Raw genomic sequence first — 24,690 nt, forward strand, 5'->3', positions numbered from 1 at the left:
CTGTCGAGGTAACAGCGGTGTGTGCGTGGCTGGCTGAAAGGTGTCCGGAAGATGAACAGCGGGGGTTTTTCCGGGCCGCCGGAACAGGAACGTACGATCGAGAACGTGCAGCAAGCTCCGGTCTCCTCTTCCCGTCGCGCCCGTCGCTCCTCCACCATGGGCGGTATGCCGCTCAACGACATGCCCTGGTGGCGCTGGCGCACGCAGGTGCGCTCGGCGCTCCATATGCTCTCCGACCCCGTGTTCCATCAGGAAACCTGGCTGGCCGGCCGGGAGGGGTACGGGGATGTCACCGACGCCGTGTACCGGCTCGTCGAGGACACCTGGCTCGACAACTGGTCCGCCGAGAAGTACGTCGGCACGATCTTCCGCGACGTGAACGAGGCCGCGCTGGTGGACGCCGCAGTGCTGCGCGTGCTGCGGATCATGCACCAGGTGGGTCCGGACGCCCCCGTCTCGGCGTATCTGGAGCACCCCGGCTGGCCCGAGGCGGTGCGCGCCGCCCGCGAGGCGCACATGCAGCTCGCGGCGAACGACGGCGAGGACCCGGACACCCCGCCGAGGTCGCTGGACGTGCTGCGGATCATGACCCGTACGGCGTGACCCCGGCCTGCCTCCGTACGGCGTGACCCGTACGCGTGATCGGTGATCGGGTCGCGGCGGTGGGACCGGGCCGAGCCGTTCCGCCGACTGGACGGAATCCGCCCCGGGGCCGCCGGTGTGGCACCCTACGAGGATGACCGACCAGTACGTCCTGACGCTCTCCTGCCCGGACAGACAGGGCATCGTGCACGCCGTGTCGAGTTACCTCTTCATCACGGGCTGCAATATCGAGGACAGTCAGCAGTTCGGGGACCGGGACACGGGTCTGTTCTTCATGCGGGTCCACTTCTCGGCCGAGGCCCCCGTGACCGTCGACAAGCTGCGCGCCAGCTTCGCCGCCGTCGGGGACTCCTTCCAGATGGACTGGCAGATCCACCTCGCCGACGAGCCCATGCGGATCATCCTCATGGTGAGCAGGTTCGGCCACTGCCTGAACGATCTTCTCTTCCGTTCCAGCATCGGCGCCCTGCCGGTCGAGATCGCCGCAGTCGTCTCCAACCACCGTGACTTCGCCGAACTGGTCGGCTCGTACGACATCCCCTTCCACCACATCCCGGTCACCAGGGAGAACAAGCCGGAGGCGGAGGCGAAGCTGCTGGAGCTGGTGCGGGAGGAGAGGGTCGAGCTGGTGGTGCTCGCCCGCTATATGCAGGTCCTCTCGGACGATCTGTGCAAGCAGCTCAGCGGCCGGATCATCAATATCCACCACTCCTTCCTGCCGAGTTTCAAGGGTGCCAAGCCCTACCACCAGGCCCACGACCGCGGGGTGAAGCTGATCGGCGCGACCGCGCACTATGTGACGGCCGACCTCGACGAGGGCCCGATCATCGAGCAGGAGGTCGAGCGCGTCGGCCACCAGGTCACCCCCGAGCAGCTCGTCGCGGTCGGCCGGGACGTGGAGTGCCAGGCACTCGCCCGCGCGGTGAAGTGGCACGCGGAACACCGGATCCTGCTGAACGGCAGGCGCACGGTCGTCTTCACCTGAGACCTTCCTGGGGCGTGATCGCTCGTCGGACAGTGCATGACCGGTCTGGTTGAGCGGCCGGCGCCGAATGAGCCGTGAGGGCTGTTCCGGCGCGTGGTGGCTCCGGCGAGGTGACACGTCCGCGGGGCGGGGACCGGCGTCGGGCTGGTGACCGCGAGACCGTGGCCGCGATCGTCTTCGCGGCGGCCTCGGGCTGCACGTGGCGGCGGCTTCCGCCGGTGTTCGGTCCGAGCCCGGCGGACGGTCTGCCGCGTTTCGCCCAGTGGACCGTAGCCCCCGCCCCCGACAGCAGTCCGCACGGCAACACGCCGCTCCGGGCGTCACGGCGGATCGCCGCCTGTACATCACCCTTGAACGTGGGTGGGAATCGCAGCGATGAGTTTGCCCGGCCTGGAGAGTCTCACCACCGATACCGCCATCACAGGAGGAACACGTGACTCAGCTACTGAAGGTCCAGAACTTCAACGTCTCTAGTGACGGCATCGGTGCCGGCGAGGACCAGAGCCTTGAGAGGCCATTCGGACATGTCGAGCCCGAGAGGCTGTTCGCCTGGGCCGGCGCCACGGCGAGCTGGCCCATGCGCACCGAGCCCGGGGGCAGCCGGGGCCTCGACGACTACTTCACGCGGGACTACGCCCGCAACATCGGCGCCGAGATCATGGGCCGCAACAAGTTCGGTCCTCAGCGCGGGCCCTGGCAGGACCACGAGTGGCAGGGCTGGTGGGGTGACGAGCCCCCGTTCCACACCCCGGTCTTCGTGCTGACCCACCACAAGCGTCCTTCGTTCACGCTGTCCGACACCACGTTCCACTTCGTGGACGGCGACCCTGCCACGGTCCTCGAACAGGCCCGGGAGGCGGCGCAGGGCAAGGACGTCCGGCTCGGCGGCGGGGCTACCACCATCCGGCAGTTTCTCGACGCCGACCTCGTCGACACCCTGCATGTGGCGGTCTCGCCGGTGAAGCTCGGGTCCGGAGTACGACTCTGGGAGTCCCCCGATGAGCTGCTCGACCGGTTCCACCTGGATGTCGTTCCCAGCCCGAGCGGGGTGACGCACCACCTGTTCTGGCGCAAGTAACCGATCCTCGCGGCAGCTGCGATACCGATTCCCCTGGGAGTCATCCTCGCGGCAGCGGAGATCTCCTCCGATCACTCAGTCGTCAAGAGTTCACGTGGTCCTCCCCGGAAACGGGCACGGACACGGTGCCCCGGTTCGGTGTGTGGCCGGGCCGGGGCACCGCAGGGTCGGGGCGCCGCTACAGGATTTCGAGGAGCCAGCCGACGGGGTTGTCGTCGACGACGTCGCTGCCGCTCTTCTTCACGCGTCCGACATGGATCTTCTGGATCCCCTGGGGGAGTTTTTCGGCGAGCCGGCCGTTGGCCTGGTTGACGTCGATGTCCTTGGCCGGGAGCCAGGCCGTGCCGTTGTGGAACTGGACCTTCAGACGCACGTCGGTCCAGCTGGAGGCGAAGCTGATGTAGGAGTCGCCCCACACTCCGGTCTGGTTGGGCTGCGGGATGGCCAGGAGCAGAGCATCCTGGTAATGGATCAGCCCGCCGCTCTCGTTGAACGTGAAGCCGCGGGGTACGTCGCCGAGCAGCAGGCGCGAGGCCGAAGAGTTTACGGAGTGCGTCGGTGGATCTCAGTTCAGTGATCATCGCAGTGGCGGGCGTCGCGGGGACACTGGGCGGATCGATACTCACGCAGCGCGGCTCGGAGCGCGCGAGGCGCCGGGAGATAGAGCTCGTTCGCGGCCATGAGGAGATCCGCGAGGAGCGTGCGCTGCGACGCACCTGTTATGTGGAGCTCAATCGAGATGCCCGCCAGTTCACCACGGCGCTCAACCGCCACCTGCATGTCATGAGGGAACGCAGCGTGGAGGAGTCGGACACAGAGGCACTCGAAGCGGCGAAGAACGCTCACCGTGACCGGCACTCCGAAGCACAGATGATCGCCCCTGATGAAGTGCTCAAGCAGGCGAGTGTCGTCAACCAAGCTCTGAACACGGTCTATGGGCAGGTGAAACGCCTCGAACGAGGAGACCCCGGGCCAGGCGAAACGATGGAGACCGCGGCCCGGGCCCAGCACGAGGTCTGGGAGATCCTCCGGGCTCTGAGAACCACCATGCGTCACGACCTCGGTGTGACGCCTGAAGAATGAGGGCGGCGCTCAGCTCCGTGCTGCCCCCGTCCTCAGGTGGTTCCGTTCCCATCACCGGACCAAACGCTCAGTAAGTCCCGCCGCCGTGCGTACCGGCCGGCTCGGCGCGGTGGGCGGCTCGGGGCGGCCGCCGGGGCCGGGTGCGGATCCCGTTGTACGGTCGCGGCCCCGAGTTCGCCGTACGCCTGCGCGCTCTACAGCCGGCTCAGCGACGCCGCCGCGAAGAGTACGTCCCTGATCGCCTCGCGGTCGCCGTCCTGGCCCGCGGCCGCTTCCTCCGGTGGCACATGGCCTGCCACCAGACGGCAGAACTCGACGCCGTCGAGTGCCACTTGGGCCACCGTGTGGTCGGGGGAGCCGAGGGCGGCCGGGGAGTCGAGCGCGATGTACCAGTCGCCGCCGCCCGCGCCCTCGACCTCCAGATGCAGGGAGCGCCCGGGGGCTCCGGCCGCCACGAGCTGCCTGGCCGGGGCCGCGAGACCCGCACGGCGGCGGCCCGCGAGCGCGGCGGGCAGCAGCCGGGCCGCGAGATCGATCATCCGGTGCAGATGGGAGCCGCGCGGCGGCGCGTACGGATAGGCCACCGCGCCCGCGATGTCGTCCGCGTGCATCCAGCACTCGAAGGCGCGGTCGAGGAGGGAGTCGCGCAGCGGGAGCGCGAAGTCGCCGTACGAGACGGGCATGTCGGCGACCCCCTGGCCCGCGAAGGACACCGTACGGATCAGGGTGTGGCTCTGCTCGCGCCAGGTGGCGTGGACCCCGCGGCCCGCCGGGTGGTAATCCGCCCGCCAGAACTTCTCCGTACGCTCCAGCGGCACCCGGGGCGCGGCCCTGCCGAGCGGATCGTCCAGCCCGAGCGCGCCCGCCACCAGCCCGTCGACGGTCATCAGATGGCCGATCACCCCGGCGACGGTCGTCCTCCGGTTCACCGCCTCCGCGCCGTCGAACCACTTCAGACGCACCGGCGCATGCCACTCCGCGTCGCCGATGTCCCGCAGCAGGGCGTCGAGCCGCGCGGTCTCCGCATCGTACGGAGCCGCCCACTCCGGTACGGGGATCCGGGCGGGCCTGCGGACCAGGCAGTTCTCCAGCACCCGGAACCGCAGCAGCGGATCGAGGTCGAGATCACGTTCGGTGTGCAGCAGTTCGACCGCGCCGCGCAGGCGCAGGGCCTCGTCCGCGCAGACGGCGCAGTCGCCGAGGTGCTCCTCGACGGCCGAGGTCTCCTCGGCGGAACAGGCGGACAGCGCCCAGGCGCCCAGCAGCGACTTGAGCACGCTGTGGGAGGGGCCTTCGGGCGCGGGTGGCGCGGGTGTTCCAGGCATGTCGGCCTCGGCCGTGTTCGCGGGTGGTTCGGACTCGCCGGCCCCGCGGGGCCTCGGCACTCCGGCCGGCGTTCCGGCGGGTGCGGGCGGTTCGAGGTCGTCCCCGGCCGCACGGGGGCCCGGTATGCGCGGAGCGTCCCGTACCTCCTCGGGGTCGTCGTCCTTCAGGGGCCCGTTCACAGAGAGCGTCCGTAACCGGGCGGGGACGAGCCCTCCATCGGGCGGGTGTGCGCGGTGGACAGCAGTTGCAGGCCGAGCCGCAGCCTGCGGCGGGCCTCGTCCTCGGTGACCCCGAGGTCGGCGGCGGTCTGCCGGTAGTCCCGCCGCTGGAAGTACGCCAGCTCCAGCGCGGCCCGCAGGGGCGCGGGCATGGAGGTGACTATGTAGTCCGCGCGGGCGGCCGCCGCGGCCCTGCGCACCTTCTGCTCCAGCTCCTCCGTCGAGCCCTCGCCGCCGTCCGCGAGCGCCTCCGCGCCGGTCCGGCGCAGCCGCTGGACGGCCTGGTTGTTGGTCACCCGGGCGACCCAGGAGCGCAGGGAGCCCTGCTTCGGGTCGTACGCGTCGGGGTTCTCCCAGATGTATCCGAAGACCTCACGGGTGATCTGGTCGGCCGCGTCGTCGTCGTCGAGGACCCGGTGCGCCAGGCTGTGCACGAGCGAGGCGAACTTGTCGTACAGCTCGCCGAGGGCCGCGGCCTCTCCCCGCGCGAGCCGCTGCTGCATCTTGCGGTCCCAGCGCGGCTGCGTGTCCTTTGCCATGAGACCCCCAAGCCCGCCTCTGTGTAGTGCTTCCGTACCTGTCCGTGCGCGTCCTCCTCGAATGTAATGCGCGCGGAGACTTACGCACGCCCCTTTGCTTCAAGTGCGCCCCCGGGAGAGGCCGGAGATGGTAGAGGAACCGGTGCTCCGTGCCCCCTTCGAAACTGTGATCAGATCTTCACTCGGCGTTTGTTTACGGTTCCGGCGGGGGCAATTGGCGGGTACGTGCGCGCGCCGGGCCCATGGAGTCGTACTCTCCCCGCATGGACAGCGCAGAGTACGAGCGCAAGATCGCGTCTCGCTTCGCCGCCTTCGATCAGGACGGCAACGGCTACATCGACCGCGAGGACTTCAGCGGGGCGGCCGCCGCGCTGCTCGCGGAGTTCTCCACGACCGCCCGCTCGGAGAAGGGCCAGGCCCTCTACAACGGCGCGGAGGCGTTCTGGCAGGGCATGGCCGGGATCGCGGACGTGGACGGCGACCAGCGGGTGAGCCGTCAGGAATTCGTCACGGGCGCGGTCAAGCGCCTCCGGGACAATCCCCGGCGTTTCGCCGAGATCGCGCGGCCCTTCCTGCACGCGGTCATCGCCGTCGCCGACGAGGACGGATCGGGGATCACTCCCTCGGCCGCGGAGCGGGTCCTGAGGGTCCTGGGCGTCGAGCCGGGGATCGCGCGGGACGTCACGGTCGCGCTGGACGCGGACGGCGACGGCCGTATCGACGAGGACGAGGTCCTGTCGGCGTTCGCTTCCTACTATGTGACGCCCGAGCACCCGTAGGGCCGGCGGTCCGCTCGCCCCCGGGCGCTCCGGGGACGGGCGGACCGCGGCTGCGGGACTGCCGTTGCGGGATCGCCGTTACGGACCGCCGTGCGGGCGGCCGGGGACACGGAGGGCTCCCGGCTCAAAGGCTCCCGGGGTTTCCTGGGCTCCCGGGGCCCTGGGCTCCCGGGGCCCTGGGCTTCCGGCTCTCGGGGTCCCCGGGCTCCCGGAACCAAGGGCTTCGGGGCTTCCCGGCTCAGGACGCGGCCCCGGGCGCGAAGATCATCCGTACGATCGCCGTCAGGGCGAACGCGGCGGGCAGGGCGTACCACCGCAGCCGCCACTGCCCGGACCGGAATCCGCCCCGACCGCGGCGGCGGTGACGCCAGCCGCCATCAGTTCGATCACCAGCACCGCCGCGCCCGGCCCGCGCACCATGGTCGCGACACCGCGGTCCCGGCCCCTCCGGCTCGATCCGGTCGGCGCGGCTCCCGGGGCCTTGCGGCGCACCGGCCGTGCGTCCCGGTCCGCAGGCGCGCGGACAGCGAGGGGTACGCGGCCGGGGCACCCCTTCGGCGCGGAGGTTGTGCCGCCCGCCGGTGGAGAGGAGACCGGCGCCGTTCACGGAATCAGGGTGGACTCTCCCGCCGTGGGAGAGTCCACCCCTGGTGTGCGCGGGCCCCGGGCGGCCGGGGAGAAGCCCCCCTCAGCCGCGCCGCAGCATCCGCGCGATGACGACGCGGGTTTCCCAGGCGAGTGCGGCGGTGAAGAGGGGCGGCCAGATGAGGGGGCCGAAGGCGTAGAAGACCATGACGGCGAGGGGGATCCAGCCGTTGAGGGCGATGCGTCCGGCGGTGCTGTGGGTGCCGGTGGTGCGGGTGATGAGGCCGGGTGCGAGGAAGAAGAGGACGGCGGCGGTGGTGGTGGGCAGGCCGTACTTGACGGACTCGAAGATCGCGAAGGCGGTGAGCGCGACCGCGAGGGTGCCCCATCCGACGACCCGCCCGAGCGGACGCGGCCCCCTGCCGTCCGTCGTGCCCGGCTCCCAGTCGGTGCCCGCCGTCGCGGGCCCCGCAGCCGCCTGAGCCGTGCCCGTGGTGTTCGCCGTGCTCGCCGCTTCCGTGGTCCGAACGTTCATCGTGGTCTCCCCGCGTCGGTGGCTAACGGTGTTAGCCGATAAGAAGGACTATAGGGCTAACGCCGTTAGCCGTCCAGGGGTTTGCGAGAGGAACTTGGGGAGCGCTGTGCCCTGAGCCGCCACCGGGCCCGTCCGGCGGGCGCGGATTGGGGACAGAGGCGGGCGGAAGAGATGCGGATCGGGCCCGTCCGGCGGCCCGGGTGGGTGGCGGCCCCGTATTTCGGTCGGACGGCGTCGGCACACGCGTCACGGGGGAACACACCATGTCCACGAAGCGGTGCGTCCCCCGAGGCGCCGTCTCCCGACGCCCTAGCGGTTGCGGGCCGGCTGGAGGGTGTCCTCGGCCGTGGCCTCCACCGGTGCGGCCTCCTCGGCGCCGCCCCCGTGGGCCCCGCCGTCGCCGCCGGCCCTGCGCAGTGCGGTCGTCGCGAGAACCGCGGTGACGGCGGCGAGCGCGGCGCAGACGACGGCGACGGTGTTCAGTCCGCCGGTGTACGCCTCCCGGGCGGCCTCCAGGACCTGGTCGCCGAGGGCGCCAGGAAGCCTGTCGGCCTCGGAGAGGGCGCCTTCGATACTGCCCCGGACGGTGTCGGCGGCGTCCCCCGACAGCCCGTCGGGCACCGCGATCCCGCTCTGGTAGAGCGCGCCGCCGAGGCTGCCGAGCGCGGCGAGGCCGAACGAGACGCCGAACTCACCGCTGGTCTCCGACAGCGAGGCGGCGGAGCCGCCCTTCTCCGGCGGGGCGGAGCCGACCACGAGGTTGGTGCCGAGGGCGCCGATGGGTCCGGTGCCGAGGAAGGCGATCACGAAGCCCGTGATGAGCAGCGGCAGACCGCCGACCGGGTCGACGAAGGCGAGCAGCAGATATCCGATGGTGGTGACACCGAGACCGAAGCCGAGGACGACCCCCATGGGCAGCCGTTTGGCCAGTGTCGGGGCCAGCGTCGACGCGATGATGGAGACGATCGCCGACGGCACCATCCACAGACCGGCCTCGGCCGGGGAGAGGCCCTCGACCATCTGGAGGTAGCCGGTGATGAAGAGGTAGCTGCCGCTCATGGTGGCCATGGCGAACATCAGGATGAGCAGCGAGGCCGTGAAGGCGCCCCGCTTGAAGAGGCTGAGGTCCATCAGCGGGTGCTCCAGCGTGCCCTGGCGCCTGACGAACACCGCGCCGACGGCCAGGCCCGCCACGATCGCGATGACCGGGATCGGCTCCCAGCCCTCGCGGGCGACCTCCTTGAGCCCGTAGACGACCGGCAGGATCGCGGCGAGCGAGAGCGCCACACTGGCCAGGTCGATCCGGCCGCCGTTCGGGTCGCGGTACTCGGGCAGCACGAACGGCGCCGAGACCAGCAGGATCAGCATCACCGGGACACCGAGCAGGAAGACCGAGCCCCACCACCAGTGCTCCAGCATCATGCCGCCGACCACGGGGCCGAGCGCGGTCCCGCCCATGAAGCAGCTGGCCCAGACCGCGATGGCCCGGCCGCGCTGTTGCCCGTCCCGGAACATGTTGCTGATCAGGGCCAGCGTGGACGGCATCAGGGTGGCGGCGGCGACACCGAGCAGGGCGCGCGTGACGATCAGCATCTCGGCGCTGGTGGAGAAGGCGGCCATCAGTGAGGTGACGCCGACGACCAGGGCGCCGGTCATCAGCAGCCTGCGGCGGCCGATCCGGTCGCCGAGGGTGCCCATCGTCACCAGGAACCCGGCGATCATGAACCCGTAGATGTCCATGATCCACAGGGTCTGGGTGCCCGTGGGATTCAGTGACTCCGCGAGGTGCGGCAGGGCCAGGAACAGCACGCTCTGGTCGAGGGCGATCAGCAGGGTGGGCAGGGCCAGCACGGCGAGTCCGGCCCATTCCCGGGCACCCGCCCTGGGCGGCGCGGCCTCGGGGACGGTCGATGACATGGTGTTCCCTGAGAATGTTGGCGGTCCGGGAGGACCGGGAGCGGGTGCGGGAGTACGCGGAGAGCGCGGGAGTACGCGGAGGGTGCGGGCGGACCGGTCGTCACGCCCCCGAGCAGCGGACGGCGTACAGACCCGGTCAGCCGCGGTACGGGCGCTGCTCGCGGGCGTCCCGCAGGGTGTGGCCCCACCAGGTGAGCTGGTCGAGCATCGCCCCGGCGGCGGCCGTACCGCCCTCGGGGTCCCCGGGCCGGCCCTCGCCGTCGAACTCCTCCGCGTGGCCGGGGAAGACCACCGACTCACGCACGGTGACCGCGTGCTTCCCGGGGAGGATCTCCCGCAGCCGGGCCACCGCCCGCAGGCCGCCGCCCGGCCCGCCGTAGCCGACGAGGGCGACCGGTTTGGCCTTCCACGCGTCGGTGTACCAGCCGATCGCGTTCCCGAGGGACGCGGGGAAGCCGTGGGTGTCCTCCGGTGTGACGATCACGAAGGCGTCGGACCGGGCCAGCCGTCGCGCCAGGTCCCGTACGGCCCGGGGTACGGGGACCGTGCCGTTCTCCGGGGGCGCGTCGGGAAGGCGTGCCTCGGCGAGATCGACGACATCGACCTCCAGGTCCTCGCGCCCGGCCGCCTCGGCGGCGATCCACCGCGCGGGCGTGGGGCCGGAGCGGCCGGTCCTGATGCTGCCGTCGACGACGGCCACGCGCAGACTGCGTTCGGGCATGTCGGGTTCCTCGTTCTCTCGGCCGGCACGGACCTTCTCGGCCGGCGCGGACCCCCACCGTGCGCCCGGCCGGTCCCGGTCCGCTCTCGGTCCGCTCTCGGTCGCTCCCGGAGGCCGCTCCGGAACGGCCTCCGGCCGGCCGGGAGCCGGAGCCGCGGGTACCGGTCCCGTCACCGCCCGTCCGCGTGGGTTAGCGTGATCACATGCGTTTCGGGGTGCTCGGCCCGTTGGGGGTGTGGACGGCGGACGGCAGGCCGGTGCGGGTCCCGGAGCTCAAGGTCCGCGCCCTGCTGGCCTGTCTTCTGGTGCACCGGGGACGCCCCGTCTCCGCGGACCGGCTGATCGACGATCTGTGGGGCGAGAGCCTGCCCGGCAACCCGGCCGCGGTGCTCCAGAACAAGGTCTGGCGGCTGCGCCGCGCCCTGGAGGACGCCGAGCCCGGCGGCCGGGACCTGGTCGTCTCGCTCTCCCCGCCCGGATACCGGCTGCGGACGGGCTCCGACGCGGTGGACGCGGACCGGTTCCACCATCTGACGACCCGGGCGCGGGCCACCGGCGACCCCCGGGAGCGCGCGGCCCTGCTCGCCGACGCGCTGGCGTTGTGGCGGGGGCCCGCGTTCGGCGGCTTCACGGACGAGGAGTTCACCCGCGCGGCCACGGCCCGGCTGGAGGAACAGCGGCTGACCGCGCTGGAGGAGCAGGCGGAGGCCCGGCTGGAGCTGGGGGAACACGCCCTGGTCGCCGATGAGCTGGGCGATCTGGTCGACCTGCACCCGCTGCGCGAGCGGCTGCGCACCGCGCAGGTGCGGGCGCTGTATCTCGCGGGCCGCCAGAGCGCGGCCCTGAGCAGCTATGCCGAGCTGCGTGAGCGGCTCGCCGACCAGCTGGGGCTCGATCCGAGCCCCGCACTGGCCGCGCTGCACCAGGCGATCCTCACCCAGGACCCGGCGCTGGCCGCCGTACCCTCGCCGTCGACCACGGCGGCCCGGCCGCCGTCGAACGTGCCGAGCGCGCTGACCGAGCTGATCGGCCGGGACGAGGCCGTCGGCGAGCTGCGCGCGACGCTCACCGCCCACCGGCTGGTGACGCTGACCGGTCCCGGCGGGGTCGGCAAGACCCGGCTGGCCCTGGCGGTCGCCGCGCGGGAGGGTCCGGCCTTCCCCGGCGGGGTCCGGCTGGCCGAGTTCGCCGCGCTCGACCCCTCGCGCGGCCCGCGGGACACCGAGGTGGCGGAGCTGGTCGCCGCGCTGCTCGGGGTACGGGACGACATCTCCCCGCTGCCGGGGGGAGGCGGGCTGCCGACGCTGACCGACCGGGTGGTGCAGGCGCTGGGCGACCGGCCGGCACTGCTGGTCCTCGACAACTGCGAGCACGTCGTCGAAGCGGTCGCCGAACTGGTGGAGAAGCTGCTCGGGTCGGCGCCCCGGCTGCGGGTGCTGGCGACCAGCCAGATCCCCCTGGGCGTCGCCGGGGAGCGGATCCGCGAGGTGCCGCCGCTGGACCGGTCGGGCGCGGTCGAGCTGTTCGCGGCCCGGGCGTCGGCCGCCGCCCCGCACTTCGTCCTCGACGAGTCCAACGCCGGGACGGTCGCGGAGATCTGCCGTCGTCTGGACGGCATTCCGCTGGCGGTCGAGATGGCCGCGACCCGGGTACGGGTGCTGGGCGTGGCCGAGCTGGCGGCCCGGCTGGACGACCGGTTCCCTCTGCTGGCCTCCTCGGTACGCGGCGCCCCGGCCCGGCAGCGGACCCTGCGCGCGGTCATCGACTGGAGCTGGGAACTCCTCGGCGACCGGGAGCGCGCGGTGCTGCGGCGCCTCGCGGTGCACTCCGGCGGCTGCACCCTCGCCGCCGCCGAGGAGATCTGCCCCGCGGGTGACATGGACCGGTCGGAGGTGCTCGATCTGCTGGCGCGGCTGGTGGAGAGTTCGTTCGTGATGGTCACCGACACGGCGGACGGGCCGCGCTACCGGCTGCTGGAGTCGGTGACCGCGTACTGCCTGGAACGTCTGCGGGAGAACGGCGAGCTGACCGGGCTTCAGCTCCGGCACCGCGACTACTACACGGGTCTGGCCGAGCGGGCCGAGCCGCATCTGCGGGGCCACGGGCAGCGGCAGTGGCTGCGCCGCCTGGACGCGGAGAACGCGAATCTGCGCACCGCCCTGGAGAGCGCCGTCCGGTCCGGGGACTCGGAGCGCGCGCTGCGGCTGGTGAACGCGCTCAGCTGGTACTGGCATCTGCGGGGCCGCAGCGGCGAGGCCCTGCGCTGGCTGACCCAGGCGCTCTCGGTCCCCGCGACCGGGACCGCGGACCCGGCGGCGCACGCCGCCCGGGTCGCCGGGGCCACGGCCTGGCTCGGCGGGGTACGGCTGGTGCTCGGCGGCAGCGCGGACCCGCGGGCGGAGTACCGGGCGGCGCTGCTGCCGTACGAGAAGGCCGGCGACCCGGGCGGGCGGGCGCGGGCGCAGTGGTTCCTGGGGTCCCATCTGTACGGCATCGGGGATATGTTGCCGAGCGAGGAGCTGGTCGGCCGCGCGCTGGCCGCCTTCCGGTCGCTGGGGGATACCTGGGGCACGGCGGCAGCGCTCGCCAGCCGGGCGTTCCAGGCGAAGCTGCGGGGCGACTTCGGTGCGCTGCGCCGGCAGGGCGAGCAGAGTCTTGAGCTCTTCCGCGAGCTGGGCGACCAGTGGGGGCAGCTGCAGGCGATGGTGCCGCTGCAGACCCTGGCGGAGGTGGTCGGCGACTATCCGCTCGCGGGGCGGCTGCTGCGGGACGGGCTGCGCAAGGCGGAGGACCTCGGGCTCTGGCCCGAAGTGTCCTTCCAGCTCACGGGGCTGGGCCGGATCGCCCTGCTGACGGGGGATCTGCCGCGTGCCAGGGAGTACCACGAGCGCGCCCGGCGGCTCGCCGTCGAGCAGTCCCACTCGTTCGGTGAGCAGTTCGCCGAGATCGGGCTCGGGATGGGGGCCCGGCGGGAGGGCGACCTGGACACCGCGGAGGCCCATATGGCCAATGTCCTGGCCCTGCACCGGCGGATGGGGTACGAGCCGGGGATGCCCGCGCTGATCCTCGCCGAGCTGGGCTTTGCCGCGGAGGCGCGGGGGCAGGTGGAGCGGGCCCTGGAGCTCCAGCGGGACGGGATGGCGGCCGCCCGGGCCACCGGTGACCCGCGGGCGGTGGCGCTGGCGCTGGAGGGGCTGGCCGGTGCGCGGCTGCTGGCCGGGCACCCGGGGCACGCGGCCCGACTGCTGGGGGCGGCCTCGGCGGCCCGCGCCTCGGTGGGGGTGCCGCTGCCGCAGGGCGAGCGGGGCGATGTGGACCGTATCTCCGCGGGGGCCCGGCGGGAGCTGGGCGACACCGGCTACGAGGCCGAGTTCGCACGGGGGGCCGCCCTCGACCCCGACACCTGCGCAAAGACCTCCGCCGACCTCTGACGACGCCGCCGGGCGCGGAGCGGGCGCGGGCCGCCGGCCCGTACCGCGTGCCCGCCCGGCGCCGAGGAGCGGGCGCGGGCCGCCCGTACCGCGTGCGAGCGGGGTCCGGCGGACGGGCAACGGGCTGCCGCCCGAGGACGCGGCGGCCGGCCCGGTCCGGCGGTAGCGGTGGCCGCGGCACCCGCCGTCCGTCGTCAGGGGCGCCGGCGCCGCGGCCCCCGGACTCCACCGCCCGGAGCCCTTACCCGGAGAACCGTTCCCGCAGCTTGTACTTCAGCACCTTCCGCAAGGTCTCGTTGCGCGGCAGCACGTCCACCACCTCCAGCTGCTCGGGGAGTTTGTACGGGGACAGCCCCTCGCCGCGCAGATAGGCCGTGAGCGCCTCCAGGGTCAGTTCCCCGGCCCCCGGGGGCTGTTCCACCACGGCGCACACCCGCTCGCCCCGGTCCTGGTCCGGCAGGCCGATCACCGCCGCGTCCGTGATGCCGGGGTGCGCGTGCAGCAGGTCCTCGATCTCCTTCGCGGAGATGTTCTCGCCCTTGCGGATGATGACGTCCTTCAGCCGTCCCGTCAGCACGAGATGGCCGTCCCCGGTCAGATGCCCGAGGTCGCCCGTGATCAGAAAGCCGTCCTCGTCGAAGACGCCCGCCGACTGCGCCGGGTCGAGATACCCCCGGCAGACGGCCTCGCCCCGCAGCCGCACCTCGCCGTCGACGATACGGATCTCCATGCCCTCGGGCGGGCGTCCCTCCGTCGTCGCCAGGTTCTCCGCCGAGTCGTCCGGCGCGCCCATCGTGATCATGGGGACCTCGGTCATGCCGTAGCCGTGGGTGAGCTGGCAGCCCATCTCCCGTACGACGGCGTGGTACAGCTCCGGCGGCTTCGGCGCGCCCCCGCCCGCCAGCAGCCGCAGGGTGGGGATCAGTTTCTCTCCGGGCCGTTTGCGCTGCTCGGCGAGGAACATCGAGTAGAAGGCCGTCGAGCCGCCCGCCGTGGTCACACCGTGGCGGCGGTACTCCTCCAGCGCACCGGGCAGCGCGAACTTCTCGAAGAGGACCGCGGGGAACCCGTACAGCAGCAGCATCACCAGATAGTCCGCGCCGCCGATGTGCGCGAAGGGGAAGGCGATCGAGCCGATGTCGTCCTCGGACAGCCGCAGCGCGTGGGCGAGGGTCGATCCCCCCGCGATCAGGGAACGGTCGGTGTGCAGCACGCCCTTGGGGTCGGAGGTGGTGCCCGAGGTCCAGTAGATCCACCGCACCTCGGTGCCGTCGGCCGGCTCGGGTGGCAGGACCGAGGGGTCGCCCGACGGCAGCCGCCCGTACGCCTCGAACACCCCCCGCGCGCCGACGCGCTCCGCCATCGCCGTGTGGTCGAAGCCCCGCCACTCGCCCGGCACCGCGAAGAACTCCGCCTTCGACTCGCGCAGCGCGAACCCCACCTCGCGGTCGCGGTAGTACGGGATGACCGGCGACTGCACGGCTCCGATCCGGGCGAGGGCGGCGGTGAGCAGCGCCGTCTCGATCCGGGTGGGCAGCTGCCAGGCGACCACCGTGCCGGGGCGCACCCCGAGCCCGTACAGCCCGGCGGCGCACTCCTCGGCCCGGTCGCGCAGTTCGCCGAAGGTCAGCGTCCGGTCGCCCTGGAGGAAGACCGGGCGCCCGGGGGTCAGCTCGGCGCGCCGCCGGACCAGTTCCCACAGGGTGCGCGATCGGCCGAGCGCGTGCGCGGTCTCGTTCATCCCGTACGCCTCCACGAATACGACAAGAGCTGACGGATCGTCAGGCATTCTGGAGAGGGTAGGCCGCTCCCGCTTGTCGGTCCAGGGGTGCGGGGCTAGCCTGATTTCTGACGAGTCATCAGATTCGCCATTCAGGGCAGGCACGCACGGCACGGCGGAGGGGACACGCACCATGACCGGACTTCCTCGGATCGTCAGCGTCGACGACCATGTCATCGAACCCGCGCACCTCTTCGAGACCTGGCTCCCGGCGAAATACCGCGACAGGGGGCCGAAGCCGCTCACCGCGGGCATCGGAGAGCTGGCGTACATCGGCGGAAAGTACCAGATCACCATGGACCCCGACGGTCCGCCGACCGACTGGTGGATCTACGAGGACCTGAAGTTCCCGTACAAGCGCAATATCGCCGCCGTCGGCTTCGACCGGGACGAGATGACACTCGAAGGCATCACCCGCGAGCAGATGCGCCGGGGCTGCTGGGACCCGCAGGCCCGCCTCGCCGACATGGACCTCAACCACGTCGAGGCGTCCCTCTGCTTCCCCACCTTCCCGCGCTTCTGCGGCCAGACCTTCGCCGAGGCGCACGACAAGGAGGTCGCGCTCGCCTGTGTGCGGGCGTACAACGACTGGATGGTGGAGGAGTGGTGCGGCGACAGCGGCGGACGGCTGATCCCGCTCTGCATCATCCCGCTGTGGGACATCGGCCTCGCCGTCGCCGAGATCAGGCGCAACGCGGCCCGGGGCGTGCGCGCCGTGACCTTCTCCGAGATCCCGACCTACCTCGGGCTGCCGTCGATCCACTCGGGCTACTGGGACCCGTTCTTCGCCGTCTGCCAGGAGACCGGCACGGTGGTCAACATGCACATCGGGTCCAGCTCCCAGATGCCGGCCGCCTCCCCCGACGCGCCGCCCGCCGTCCAGGCGTCCCTCAGCTTCAACAACGCCATGGCCTCGATGATGGACTTCCTCTTCAGCGGCGTACTGGTGAAGTTCCCGGCGCTGAAGCTGGCGTACAGCGAGGGCCAGATGGGCTGGATCCCCTACGCCCTGGAGCGCGCCGACGACGTGTGGGAGGAGCACCGGGCCTGGGGCGGGGTCCGGGACCTGATCCCCGAGCCGCCGTCCACGTACTACTACCGGCAGATCTTCTGCTGCTTCTTCCGCGACAAGCACGGGATCGCGTCCCTGGACGTCGTCGGCCGCGACAACGCCACCTTCGAGACCGACTACCCCCATGTCGACTCGACGTTCCCGCACACCAAGGAGGTCGCGCTCGACCATGTGAAGGGGCTCGACGACGAGACGGTCTACAAGCTGATGCGCGGCAACGCCATCCGCATGCTGGGCCTCGACCTGGACCGGGACCGCTAGTGGATCTCACGTACACGGAGGAGGAAGAGGACTTCCGGGCCCGGCTGCGGACCTGGCTGGGCACCGCGCTGCACCGGCTGCCCCCGAAGCCGTCCCCCGACGACTGGCCGGGCCGCCGGGCGTACGACACCGCCTGGCAGCGGATGCTGTACGACGCCGGATACGCGGACCTCCACTGGGACGCGTCCCCCACCCAGCGCCTGATCTTCCTGGAGGAGACCGAACTCGCCGGCGCGCCCTACGTCGGCGCGAACTTCGTCGGCCTGCTGCACGCCGGACCCACGATCGCCGCCGAGGGCTCGGCGGCCCAGCGCGAACGGTGGCTGCCGCCGATCCTGCGCGGCGACGAGATCTGGTGCCAGGGCTTCAGCGAACCGGACGCCGGATCCGACCTGGCGTCCCTGCGCACCAAGGCCGTCCGGGACGGGGACTCCTACGTCGTCACCGGCTCCAAGATCTGGACCTCCCACGCCGAGGTCGCCGACTGGTGCGAACTGCTCGTACGGACCGACCCCGACGCCCCCAGACACCGGGGCATCAGCTGGCTCGCCCTGCCGATGGACGCGCCCGGCGTCACCGTACGGCCGCTGCGCACGCTCGCCGGATCGACGGAGTTCGCGGAGATGTTCCTCGACGAGGTACGGGTGCCGGTCACCCACCGGATCGGCGACGAGAACGACGGCTGGCGCGTCACCATGGTCACCCTCTCCTTCGAGCGGGGCACCGCCTTCGTCGGCGAGGTCGTCGCCTGCCGCCGTACCCTGGGCGCCCTCGCCGCCGCCGCCCGCGCGGGCGGGCGCTGGGACGATCCGGTCCTGCGGCGCCGGCTGGGCCGTCTGCACGCCGAGTTCCGCGCGCTGTGGCGGCTCACCCAGTGGAACGTCAGCGAGTCCCAGCGCACCGGCGGTGTCCCCGGCACCGGCGGCTCCGTCTTCAAGCTCCGCTACTCCCACGCCCGCCAGGAGCTGTACGACACGGCCGCCGACGTCCTGGGGGCCGAGTCCCTGGACCTCGGCCACGAGTGGACCCTCGACCGGCTCTCCTCGCTCTCGTACACCATCGCCGCGGGCACCTCCCAGATCCAGCAGAACATCATCGCCGAGCGCATCCTCGGCCTGCCGAAACCCCCCAAGGGCGGTGGATGACATGGACTTCCAACTCTCCGACGACCAGCGCGCGCTGCGCGCGGGCGTCCGTGAGCTGCTGGAGCGGGTGTTCGACGGGGAGGCGCTGCGGGCGGCGGTCGGCACGGGCGCGCTCGACCGGGACCTGTGGCGGGCCCTCGGCGACGCCGGGTTCTTCTCCCTGCGGCTCCCCGAGGAGCGCGGCGGGGTCGGGCTCGGCACGGTGGAGGCCGTCCTCGTCTTCGAGGAGGCCGGGCGGACGCTCCTGCCCGGCCCGCTGGTGGCCACCCATCTCGCGGCCGGGACCGTGGAGGGGGCCGCCACCGGGGAAGCGGTCGTCGCCCGCGTCGACTCCGGGCTCGTCGCCTGGCTCGACGCGGCCGACCACGTCACGGGCGCGGCCGACCAGGCCACCGGCGGGGACGACCACGTCACGGACGGCGGCCACGTCACGGGCGCGGCCGACCAGGTCACCGGCGGGGATCCGGGCGGCGGGCACGATCAGGCCACCGGCGGGGATCCGGGCGGTGGGGGCGCGGCCGGGGCCGTGCCCCTGCGGTCCGTCGACCCTCTCACCCCGCTCCACCGGGTGGCCGCCCGGGGAACCCCCGACCCGGTCGCCGCCCTCCTCACCGCCGCCGAACAGCTCGGCAGCGCGGACCGGACGACCGGCATGGCCGTGCGATACGCCAAGGAACGCGAGCAGTTCGGGCAGCCCGTGGGCGCGTTCCAGGCCGTGAAGCATCTGTGTGCTCAGATGCTCGTACGCACGGAACTCGCCCGCTGCGCCGTCTACGCCGCCGCCGTCACCGGGGACCCCACCGAGATCGCCGGGGCCAAACTCCTCGCGGACGACGCCGCCGTACGCAATGCCCGCGACTGCCTCCAGGTCCACGGAGGCATGGGCTTCACCTGGGAGGCCGACGTCCATCTGCATCTCAAACGGGCCTGGGTCCGCGCCCGGATGTGGCCCACCGCGGCCGAGGCGGAGGAGATCCAGGCGGAAGCTCTCGCCATAGCACTCTGAAGCGTCACGTTGTGTCGATACCGGGTTGTGTCCTTCGGATGACTCGTCACGGGCCGTCGCCGGGGCGTCGCTCCGGTACGCTCCGTGAGATGCGAGTCGTTCCGAGGCGGGGATGTCACGGTGTTGCCGATGAGGCGGCTCCGGGTCCGGGAATGCGCGCCGCTCACGCTATGGATGAGCGGGTCGCGAGCCTCTGTTCGACTCCCCGCAACGGGCGTCGCACAGTATGCACCACGGGTACTCCTTGGCGCTGGAATATGCCCGAAGCGCTTGTTGCGGTGACTGTACGTCAACCATGCTGTCTCGTAAGGGAGTCACGTTCAGTGACCTGGTCGAGGTTGTCGATGACCCAGTCGAGGCGCGAGGCGATGTGTCCGCCGGTTCGGATGGTGTGAGCGGTGCAGGTGCTCCAGGTTCAGTTGGAGGTCGGACCCGATCCCGCGGAGGTGGGGCGGGCCCGGAGATGGGCGCGTTCGCGGCTCGTCGGATCCGGGATAGGGGACGACGAGCCGCTGGCCGAGACCCTGATCCTGCTGATCTCGGAGCTGGTCACCAACGCCGTGGTGCACACCGGCTGCCCCGCCGTGCTGCGCATGCTCTTCGGCGCGGGCGCGGCGGAGGCCGGCACGGTCCGGGTCGAGGTCGCCGACAACTGCTCCCGCCCCCCGCGGCGCCGCAGCGCGGACGACGACGACACCAACGGCCGCGGCCTCGAACTGGTCGACGGGCTCGCCGACCGCTGGGGCTGGGAGCGTGAGGGCGCCGGCAAGGCGATCTGGTGCGAGGTGGACCGGGGCGTACCGGAGATGGCGTACGTGCGCGGGCCCCGGGGTCTTGCGACGGTACGGCGGTAGCGCGGTGGCGGCGGGGGGCCGGTAGGGCCGCGGTACGGCCGGGCGGTGGGCGCGCGGTCCCGGTGCCGGGCGCCCGTCGTCGGCGTGGTCCGCACTCCGCCGTACGCCGGTGGGACGCCCGCTCCCCGGATCCGTCGGCCGTCCACAGCGGCGATCCGCGCCGTCTCCGCGCCGCGCCCCGGACCTGCGCCCGGCCGAGCGCCCCTCTTGCGGGAGCGCGGGCACGGCGCGCGAGCGTCTCGGGTGGCGGACGGGCGTCTCGGGCCGCGGGCTCTAGAAGACGGCGACGGGGGCGACGGGTGTTCCCGTACCGCCGACGAAGGGCTCCGGCATCGCCGACAGCCAGAACGCGTACCGCCCCTCTTCTCCACAGGCTGTGGACAAGTTCTCCAGATTCCAGTTCTGGCCCTGGAGCATGCCCATCTCGACCAGGTCCAGCGCGTGCACCGGCAGCCACAGATCCTCGATCTCGGGCGGGATGATCTCGAAGGTGAGGGTGTCGTTCGCGACCGCGGCGACATCGCGGGCGTGGAACCACTCCGGCGTACGCACGGACAGCCCCGGTGACGGGAAGCCGTACCCGTGCTTGTCGCCGCCGAGCAGCACCTGCGCCTGACCGGTGCGCACCAGCACGATGTCCCCCGCCCCGACCGTGACCCCGCCGAACTCCGCCGCCTCGTCGAGATCCTCCGGCGTCACCGCGTGCGCCGGATCGAGCCGGTCCAGCCCCTTCGCCCGGGCCACGTCCAGCAGCACGCCCCGGGAGACGAGGTACGGCACCTTGTCGATGCCGCTGAACCGCGCACCCGCGTGTGCGGTGACCGTGCCCGCCGGGCGGCCGTTGTAGATCCGCCCGCCGTGGGATACATGGGTCAGCGCGTCCCAGTGCGTGGCCGCCTGAAGGCCCATCGTCACGGCGTCGTCGCTGGTCGCGACCGTGCCCGGGCCGAACATCTCGTGGTTGATCTGCACCATCGTGTGCAGGGGGTTCACCCGGCCCGGGATGAGTCCGGTCTGCACGCCGTCCTGCTGGAGCGGCAGCGCGAGGGGGAGGCGCCGGCCCGTCCTGACGGTGGCCGCGGCCTTGCGTACGACCTCGTCGGTGATCAGGTTGAGGGTGCCGATCTCGTCCGCCTCCCCCCAACGGCCCCAGTTGTTCACGCGCTTGGCGATCTCGTGGAACTCCGGTGGCAGTGACATCGGGATCGGGCCTCCTAGGGGTTGTGCTCGACTGTCTGACTGACCGTAGAATCTAACGGTCCGTCAGAAATCGCGGGAAGGGGCCGGGCGTGGGGAACTTCTTGGCAGGCAAGGTCGTCGCCGTCACGGGAGCGGGGCGCGGCATCGGCCGCGCCGTCGCCCTGGCCGCGGCGGCCGAGGGCGCGAAGGTCGTCGTCAACGACTACGGCGTCTCCATCGAGGGCGGCGAACCGGCGTCCGACGTCGCCGACGCCGTCGTCCGCGAGATCGAGGCGGCGGGCGGCACGGCCGTCGCCGTCGCCGACGACATCGCCACCATGGCGGGCGGGCAGCGGCTCGTGGACGTCGCGCTCGCCGAGTACGGGCGGATCGACGGTGTCGTCTGCGTCGCGGGCATCCTCCGCGAACGCATGCTCTTCAACATGTCCGAGGAGGAGTGGGACCCGGTCGTCGCGACCCATCTCAAGGGGACCTTCACCGTCTTCCGGGCAGCGAGCGCGGTGATGCGCAAGCAGGGCTCGGGCACCCTCCTCGGCTTCACCAGCGGCAACCACCAGGGCTCGGTCGCCCAGGCCAACTACTCCGCCGCGAAGGGCGGGATCATCTCACTGGTCCGCAGCGCCGCGCTGGGGCTGCACAAGTACGGCGTCACCGCGAACGCCGTCGCCCCCGTGGCCCGTACCCGGATGTCCGCCAACGTCCCCATGGAGCTGAAGGAGATCGGCGAACCCGAGGACGTCGCGGCGCTCGTGGTCTATCTGCTCTCCGACCGGGCCCGCCAGATCACCGGCCAGGTCTATACGATCGCCGGCCCCAAAATCGCGGTCTGGGCCCAGCCGAGGGAACTGCGCGCGGGTTACGCCGAGGGCTCCTGGACCCCGGAGAAGATCGCGGACTTCCTCCCCGGCACGGTCGGCACCGACCCGATGCCGATGCTCGCGGTCCTGGAGGACATGGCCCGCGCGGCCAGAGCGGGCGAGCGCCCCAACACCTGACAAGGCCGCGCTCGCCGGCCTTCGCGATGGCGGGGCCGCATTCAGCCTCGCCGAGGTTTGGGGCTCGGGTTCATATTCAGCCTCGCCGGCGTTTGAGGCGCGGGGTCCGGGGCGGAGCCCCGAGGAGAACCAGAGGCTTCCCGGGGCCCGCGCGCCAGGCCATCCGCACCCGCGACCGGCACCCGCAATCGGCACCCGCACAAAGAAGGGCACACGCATGGACGACACCGCCTTCCGCGCCGAAGCCCGCGCCTGGCTGCACACCCATCTGCGCGCATCCCACCGCGGTGTCGGGGGCGGCCCCGGCAGCGAGCACCTGGGGCTCCGCGTCCGCCGTGAGTGGGAACGGCAGCTCGGCGCCGCCGGGTGGATCGGCATCGGCTGGGCCGAGGACGGCTGGGGCAACCGGCCCGCCACCCTGTCCCAGCAGGTCGTCTGGGCCGAGGAGTACGCCCGCGCCCGCGCCCCGGGCCGGGTCGGCCACATCGGCGAGAACCTCCTCGCGCCCACCCTCATCGCCTTCGGCACCCGGGAACAGAAGGACCGGTTCCTGCCGCCCGTCGCCCGCGGCGAGGAACTGTGGTGCCAGGGCTACAGCGAACCCGGCGCCGGCTCCGACCTCGCGGGCCTGCGCACCACCGCCGTACGCGACGGGGACACCTACCGCGTCACCGGCCAGAAGATCTGGACCTCGCTCGCCCAGGACGCCGACTGGTGCTTCGTCCTGGCCCGCACCGAAGCGGGATCCAGCCGCCACCGCGGGCTGTCGTTCCTGCTCGTGCCCATGGACCAGCCCGGCCGGGTCGAGGTACGGCCCATCCGGCAGCTGACCGGCACCAGCGAGTTCAACGAGGTCTTCTTCGACGGCGCCGTCGCCCGCGCCGGACATCTCGTCGGCGGCGAGGGCAACGGCTGGCAGGTCGCCATGGGTCTCCTCGCCCTGGAACGCGGGGTGTCCACCCTCGTCCAGCAGATCGGCTTCGAGGCGGAGCTGGACGAGGTGATCCGTACGGCCGTGGCGACGGGGGCCGCCGGCGATCCCGAGATCCGGGCACGCATCGTGCGCCAGTGGGCCGAACTGCGCACCATGCGCTGGAACGCCCTGCGCACCCTCGGCACCGGGGGCGACCCCGGCGCGCCCAGCGTGGCCAAGCTGCTCTGGGGCGGCTGGCACCAGCGGCTCGGTGAGCTGGCGATGGCCGTACGCGGACCGGGCGCGACCGTCGGGCCGGGCGACTGGAGCGATGAGCGGCCGTACGAACTCGACGCCGGACAGCGGATGTTCCTCTTCACCCGCGCCGACACCATCTACGGCGGCTCGGACGAGATCCAGCGCAACATCATCGCCGAGCGGGTACTCGGCCTACCGAGGGAGACCGGATGAGAGGCGTCGTCTTCGACGGCAAGCAGGCCCGGGTCGTCGACGACCTGGAGATACGGGATCCGGGGCCGGGGGAGGTCCTGGTGGCGGTCGCGGCGGCGGGGCTGTGCCACAGCGATCTGTCGGTGATCGACGGGACGATCCCCTTCCCCGTGCCGGTGGTCCTCGGGCACGAGGGCGCCGGTGTGGTGGAGGCGGTGGGTCCGGGCGTCGGGCACGTGGCGGCGGGGGACCATGTGGCGCTGTCCACCCTGGCGAACTGCGGTGCGTGCGGCGACTGCGACCGCGGCCGCCCCACGATGTGCCGCAAGGCGATCGGCCGCCCGGGCCGTCCCTTCTCGCGCGGCGGCGAGAGCGTCTACCAGTTCGCGTCCAACTCCGCCTTCGCCGAACGCACGATCGTCAAGGCGGTCCAGGCGGTGCGGATCCCCAAGGACATCCCGCTGACATCGGCCGCGCTCATCGGCTGCGGGGTGCTGACGGGCGTCGGAGCCGTCCTGAACAGGGCGAAGGTCGGCCGCGGGGACACGGTGGTGGTGATCGGGACGGGAGGCATCGGGCTGAACGTCCTCCAGGGCGCCCGGATCGCGGGAGCGTCCGTGATTGTGGCGGTGGACACCAACCCGGCGAAGGAGGAGGTGGCCCGGAGATTCGGCGCGACGCACTTCCTGGGGGCGGTGCCGGAAGTTGCGAGCGTGCTGGCCGGCGGGGCCGACCATGTCTTCGAGTGCGTCGGGCACACGGGGCTCATCCGGCAGGCGGTCGACCTGCTCGACCGGGGCGGCCAGGCGATTCTGCTCGGGATGGCCGCGCCGACGGCGGAGGCGACGTTCCTGCCGGCGGCGATGTTCCTGGACAAGTCGATCCTGGGGTGCCGTTACGGTTCGTCGCGCCCGCAGCACGACATCGCGCTCTACGCCGAGATGTACCGGAACGGCACGCTCCTGCTGGATGAACTCATCACCGGGACCTACCCGGTCGAGGACTTCGCCAAGGCGGCGTCCGACGCCCACGAGGGCCGCGTGGCCCGTGGGGTGCTCACGTTCTAGAGCGGTGCTCTGTTTACGGAGCTCTGGTTCTGGAGCGGTGCTCTGTTTACGGAGCTCTGGTTCTGGAGCGGTGCTCTGTTTACGGAGTTCTCGTTCTGGAGCGGTGCTCTGTTTACGGAGTTCTCGTTCTGGAGCGGTGCTCTGTTT

At 72.2% G+C, this 24,690-nt stretch carries 22 protein-coding genes; 14 read left to right on the plus strand and 8 right to left on the minus strand.

Annotated elements, in window-relative coordinates; genetic code table 11:
• Positions 1–156 precede the first annotated feature (156 nt).
• The 4 genes from ACFYT4_RS25480 (at position 157) to ACFYT4_RS25495 (ending at position 2,666) form a co-directional block, all read left to right on the plus strand.
• On the plus strand, positions 157–603 hold the full coding sequence (locus tag ACFYT4_RS25480; RefSeq protein ID WP_389273491.1) for a hypothetical protein: 447 nt from the start codon (positions 157–159) through the stop codon (positions 601–603).
• Positions 604–736: 133 nt separating this feature from the next.
• Positions 737–1,588, plus strand: a complete 852-nt coding sequence (gene purU / locus ACFYT4_RS25485) for a formyltetrahydrofolate deformylase (RefSeq protein WP_389273388.1) — start codon at positions 737–739, stop codon at positions 1,586–1,588.
• A 110-nt stretch (positions 1,589–1,698) separates the two neighbouring features.
• On the plus strand, positions 1,699–2,025 hold the full coding sequence (locus tag ACFYT4_RS25490) for a transposase (RefSeq protein ID WP_389273391.1): 327 nt from the start codon (positions 1,699–1,701) through the stop codon (positions 2,023–2,025).
• The gene (locus ACFYT4_RS25495) at positions 2,022–2,666 is read left to right on the plus strand and encodes a dihydrofolate reductase family protein (protein ID WP_389273394.1); all 645 of its coding nucleotides are present in this window, start codon (positions 2,022–2,024) and stop codon (positions 2,664–2,666) included. The genes ACFYT4_RS25490 and ACFYT4_RS25495 overlap by 4 nt, the downstream gene beginning before the upstream one ends.
• Positions 2,667–2,844: 178 nt before the next feature.
• On the opposite strand, the gene ACFYT4_RS25500 is transcribed toward ACFYT4_RS25495, so the two are convergent.
• On the minus strand, positions 2,845–3,084 hold the full coding sequence (locus ACFYT4_RS25500; RefSeq protein WP_389273397.1) for a hypothetical protein: 240 nt from the start codon (positions 3,082–3,084) through the stop codon (positions 2,845–2,847).
• 140 nt (positions 3,085–3,224) lie between these two features.
• Here ACFYT4_RS25500 and ACFYT4_RS25505 point away from each other — a divergent pair, with 140 nt between their 5' ends.
• A complete protein-coding gene (locus ACFYT4_RS25505) occupies positions 3,225–3,749 on the plus strand; it encodes a hypothetical protein (RefSeq protein WP_389273400.1) in 525 nt (174 codons plus the stop codon).
• A 194-nt stretch (positions 3,750–3,943) separates the two neighbouring features.
• Here ACFYT4_RS25505 and ACFYT4_RS25510 read toward each other — a convergent pair whose 3' ends face one another.
• Both ACFYT4_RS25510 and ACFYT4_RS25515 read right to left on the minus strand, forming a co-directional pair.
• Positions 3,944–5,254: a maleylpyruvate isomerase N-terminal domain-containing protein gene (locus ACFYT4_RS25510; protein ID WP_389273403.1), complete on the minus strand. Its 1,311-nt coding sequence runs from the start codon at positions 5,252–5,254 to the stop codon at positions 3,944–3,946.
• Positions 5,251–5,832 (minus strand): RNA polymerase sigma factor, encoded by a 582-nt coding sequence (locus ACFYT4_RS25515; RefSeq protein WP_389273406.1) that lies wholly within the window; start codon positions 5,830–5,832, stop codon positions 5,251–5,253. Before ACFYT4_RS25515 ends, ACFYT4_RS25510 begins: the two co-directional genes overlap by 4 nt.
• A 263-nt stretch (positions 5,833–6,095) precedes the next feature.
• On the opposite strand from ACFYT4_RS25515, the gene ACFYT4_RS25520 reads away from it, so the two are divergent.
• Positions 6,096–6,611, plus strand: coding sequence for an EF-hand domain-containing protein (locus ACFYT4_RS25520; RefSeq protein WP_389273409.1), 516 nt, complete (start codon positions 6,096–6,098; stop codon positions 6,609–6,611).
• Positions 6,612–7,299: 688 nt separating this feature from the next.
• Here ACFYT4_RS25520 and ACFYT4_RS25525 read toward each other — a convergent pair.
• The 3 genes from ACFYT4_RS25525 to ACFYT4_RS25535 form a co-directional block, all read right to left on the minus strand.
• Positions 7,300–7,731 carry a hypothetical protein gene (locus ACFYT4_RS25525; protein WP_389273412.1) on the minus strand — a complete coding sequence of 144 codons (432 nt, stop codon included), beginning with the start codon at positions 7,729–7,731 and terminating at the stop codon, positions 7,300–7,302.
• A 309-nt stretch (positions 7,732–8,040) separates the two neighbouring features.
• Complete coding sequence (locus ACFYT4_RS25530; RefSeq protein ID WP_389273415.1) at positions 8,041–9,648, minus strand: MFS transporter; 1,608 nt, start codon at positions 9,646–9,648, stop codon at positions 8,041–8,043.
• A gap of 136 nt (positions 9,649–9,784) precedes the next feature.
• Positions 9,785–10,369 (minus strand): NADPH-dependent FMN reductase, encoded by a 585-nt coding sequence (locus ACFYT4_RS25535; protein ID WP_389273418.1) that lies wholly within the window; start codon positions 10,367–10,369, stop codon positions 9,785–9,787.
• 203 nt (positions 10,370–10,572) lie between these two features.
• Between ACFYT4_RS25535 and ACFYT4_RS25540 the strand changes: the two genes are divergently transcribed.
• Positions 10,573–13,800 carry a BTAD domain-containing putative transcriptional regulator gene (locus tag ACFYT4_RS25540; protein WP_389273421.1) on the plus strand — a complete coding sequence of 1,076 codons (3,228 nt, stop codon included), beginning with the start codon at positions 10,573–10,575 and terminating at the stop codon, positions 13,798–13,800.
• A 241-nt stretch (positions 13,801–14,041) separates the two neighbouring features.
• On the opposite strand, the gene ACFYT4_RS25545 is transcribed toward ACFYT4_RS25540, so the two are convergent.
• Positions 14,042–15,541, minus strand: a complete 1,500-nt coding sequence (locus ACFYT4_RS25545) for a class I adenylate-forming enzyme family protein (protein ID WP_389273494.1) — start codon at positions 15,539–15,541, stop codon at positions 14,042–14,044.
• Positions 15,542–15,713: 172 nt separating this feature from the next.
• On the opposite strand from ACFYT4_RS25545, the gene ACFYT4_RS25550 reads away from it, so the two are divergent.
• The 4 genes from ACFYT4_RS25550 to ACFYT4_RS25565 all read left to right on the plus strand — a co-directional run bounded on the left by ACFYT4_RS25550 (position 15,714) and on the right by ACFYT4_RS25565 (position 19,918).
• Positions 15,714–16,913 carry an amidohydrolase family protein gene (locus ACFYT4_RS25550; protein WP_389273424.1) on the plus strand — a complete coding sequence of 400 codons (1,200 nt, stop codon included), beginning with the start codon at positions 15,714–15,716 and terminating at the stop codon, positions 16,911–16,913.
• Positions 16,913–18,058, plus strand: coding sequence for an acyl-CoA dehydrogenase family protein (locus ACFYT4_RS25555; RefSeq protein WP_389273427.1), 1,146 nt, complete (start codon positions 16,913–16,915; stop codon positions 18,056–18,058). The genes ACFYT4_RS25550 and ACFYT4_RS25555 overlap by 1 nt, the downstream gene beginning before the upstream one ends.
• Before the next feature lies 1 nt (position 18,059).
• On the plus strand, positions 18,060–19,064 hold the full coding sequence (locus ACFYT4_RS25560; RefSeq protein ID WP_389273430.1) for an acyl-CoA dehydrogenase family protein: 1,005 nt from the start codon (positions 18,060–18,062) through the stop codon (positions 19,062–19,064).
• 398 nt (positions 19,065–19,462) lie between these two features.
• Entirely contained in the window at positions 19,463–19,918 is a 456-nt protein-coding gene (locus ACFYT4_RS25565; RefSeq protein WP_389273433.1) for an ATP-binding protein, read from the plus strand.
• A gap of 273 nt (positions 19,919–20,191) precedes the next feature.
• Here ACFYT4_RS25565 and ACFYT4_RS25570 read toward each other — a convergent pair whose 3' ends face one another.
• A complete protein-coding gene (locus ACFYT4_RS25570; RefSeq protein WP_389273436.1) occupies positions 20,192–21,118 on the minus strand; it encodes a cyclase family protein in 927 nt (308 codons plus the stop codon).
• A gap of 89 nt (positions 21,119–21,207) precedes the next feature.
• Between ACFYT4_RS25570 and ACFYT4_RS25575 the strand changes: the two genes are divergently transcribed.
• The 3 genes from ACFYT4_RS25575 (at position 21,208) to ACFYT4_RS25585 (ending at position 24,543) form a co-directional block, all read left to right on the plus strand.
• On the plus strand, positions 21,208–22,113 hold the full coding sequence (locus ACFYT4_RS25575; RefSeq protein ID WP_389273439.1) for an SDR family oxidoreductase: 906 nt from the start codon (positions 21,208–21,210) through the stop codon (positions 22,111–22,113).
• A 217-nt stretch (positions 22,114–22,330) separates the two neighbouring features.
• Positions 22,331–23,497 (plus strand): acyl-CoA dehydrogenase family protein, encoded by a 1,167-nt coding sequence (locus ACFYT4_RS25580; RefSeq protein ID WP_389273442.1) that lies wholly within the window; start codon positions 22,331–22,333, stop codon positions 23,495–23,497.
• Positions 23,494–24,543: a Zn-dependent alcohol dehydrogenase gene (locus tag ACFYT4_RS25585; protein ID WP_389273445.1), complete on the plus strand. Its 1,050-nt coding sequence runs from the start codon at positions 23,494–23,496 to the stop codon at positions 24,541–24,543. Before ACFYT4_RS25580 ends, ACFYT4_RS25585 begins: the two co-directional genes overlap by 4 nt.
• Positions 24,544–24,690 lie beyond the last annotated feature (147 nt).

The sequence above is a fragment of the Streptomyces sp. NPDC004609 genome (assembly GCF_042873655.1).
Taxonomy (GTDB): domain Bacteria; phylum Actinomycetota; class Actinomycetes; order Streptomycetales; family Streptomycetaceae; genus Streptomyces.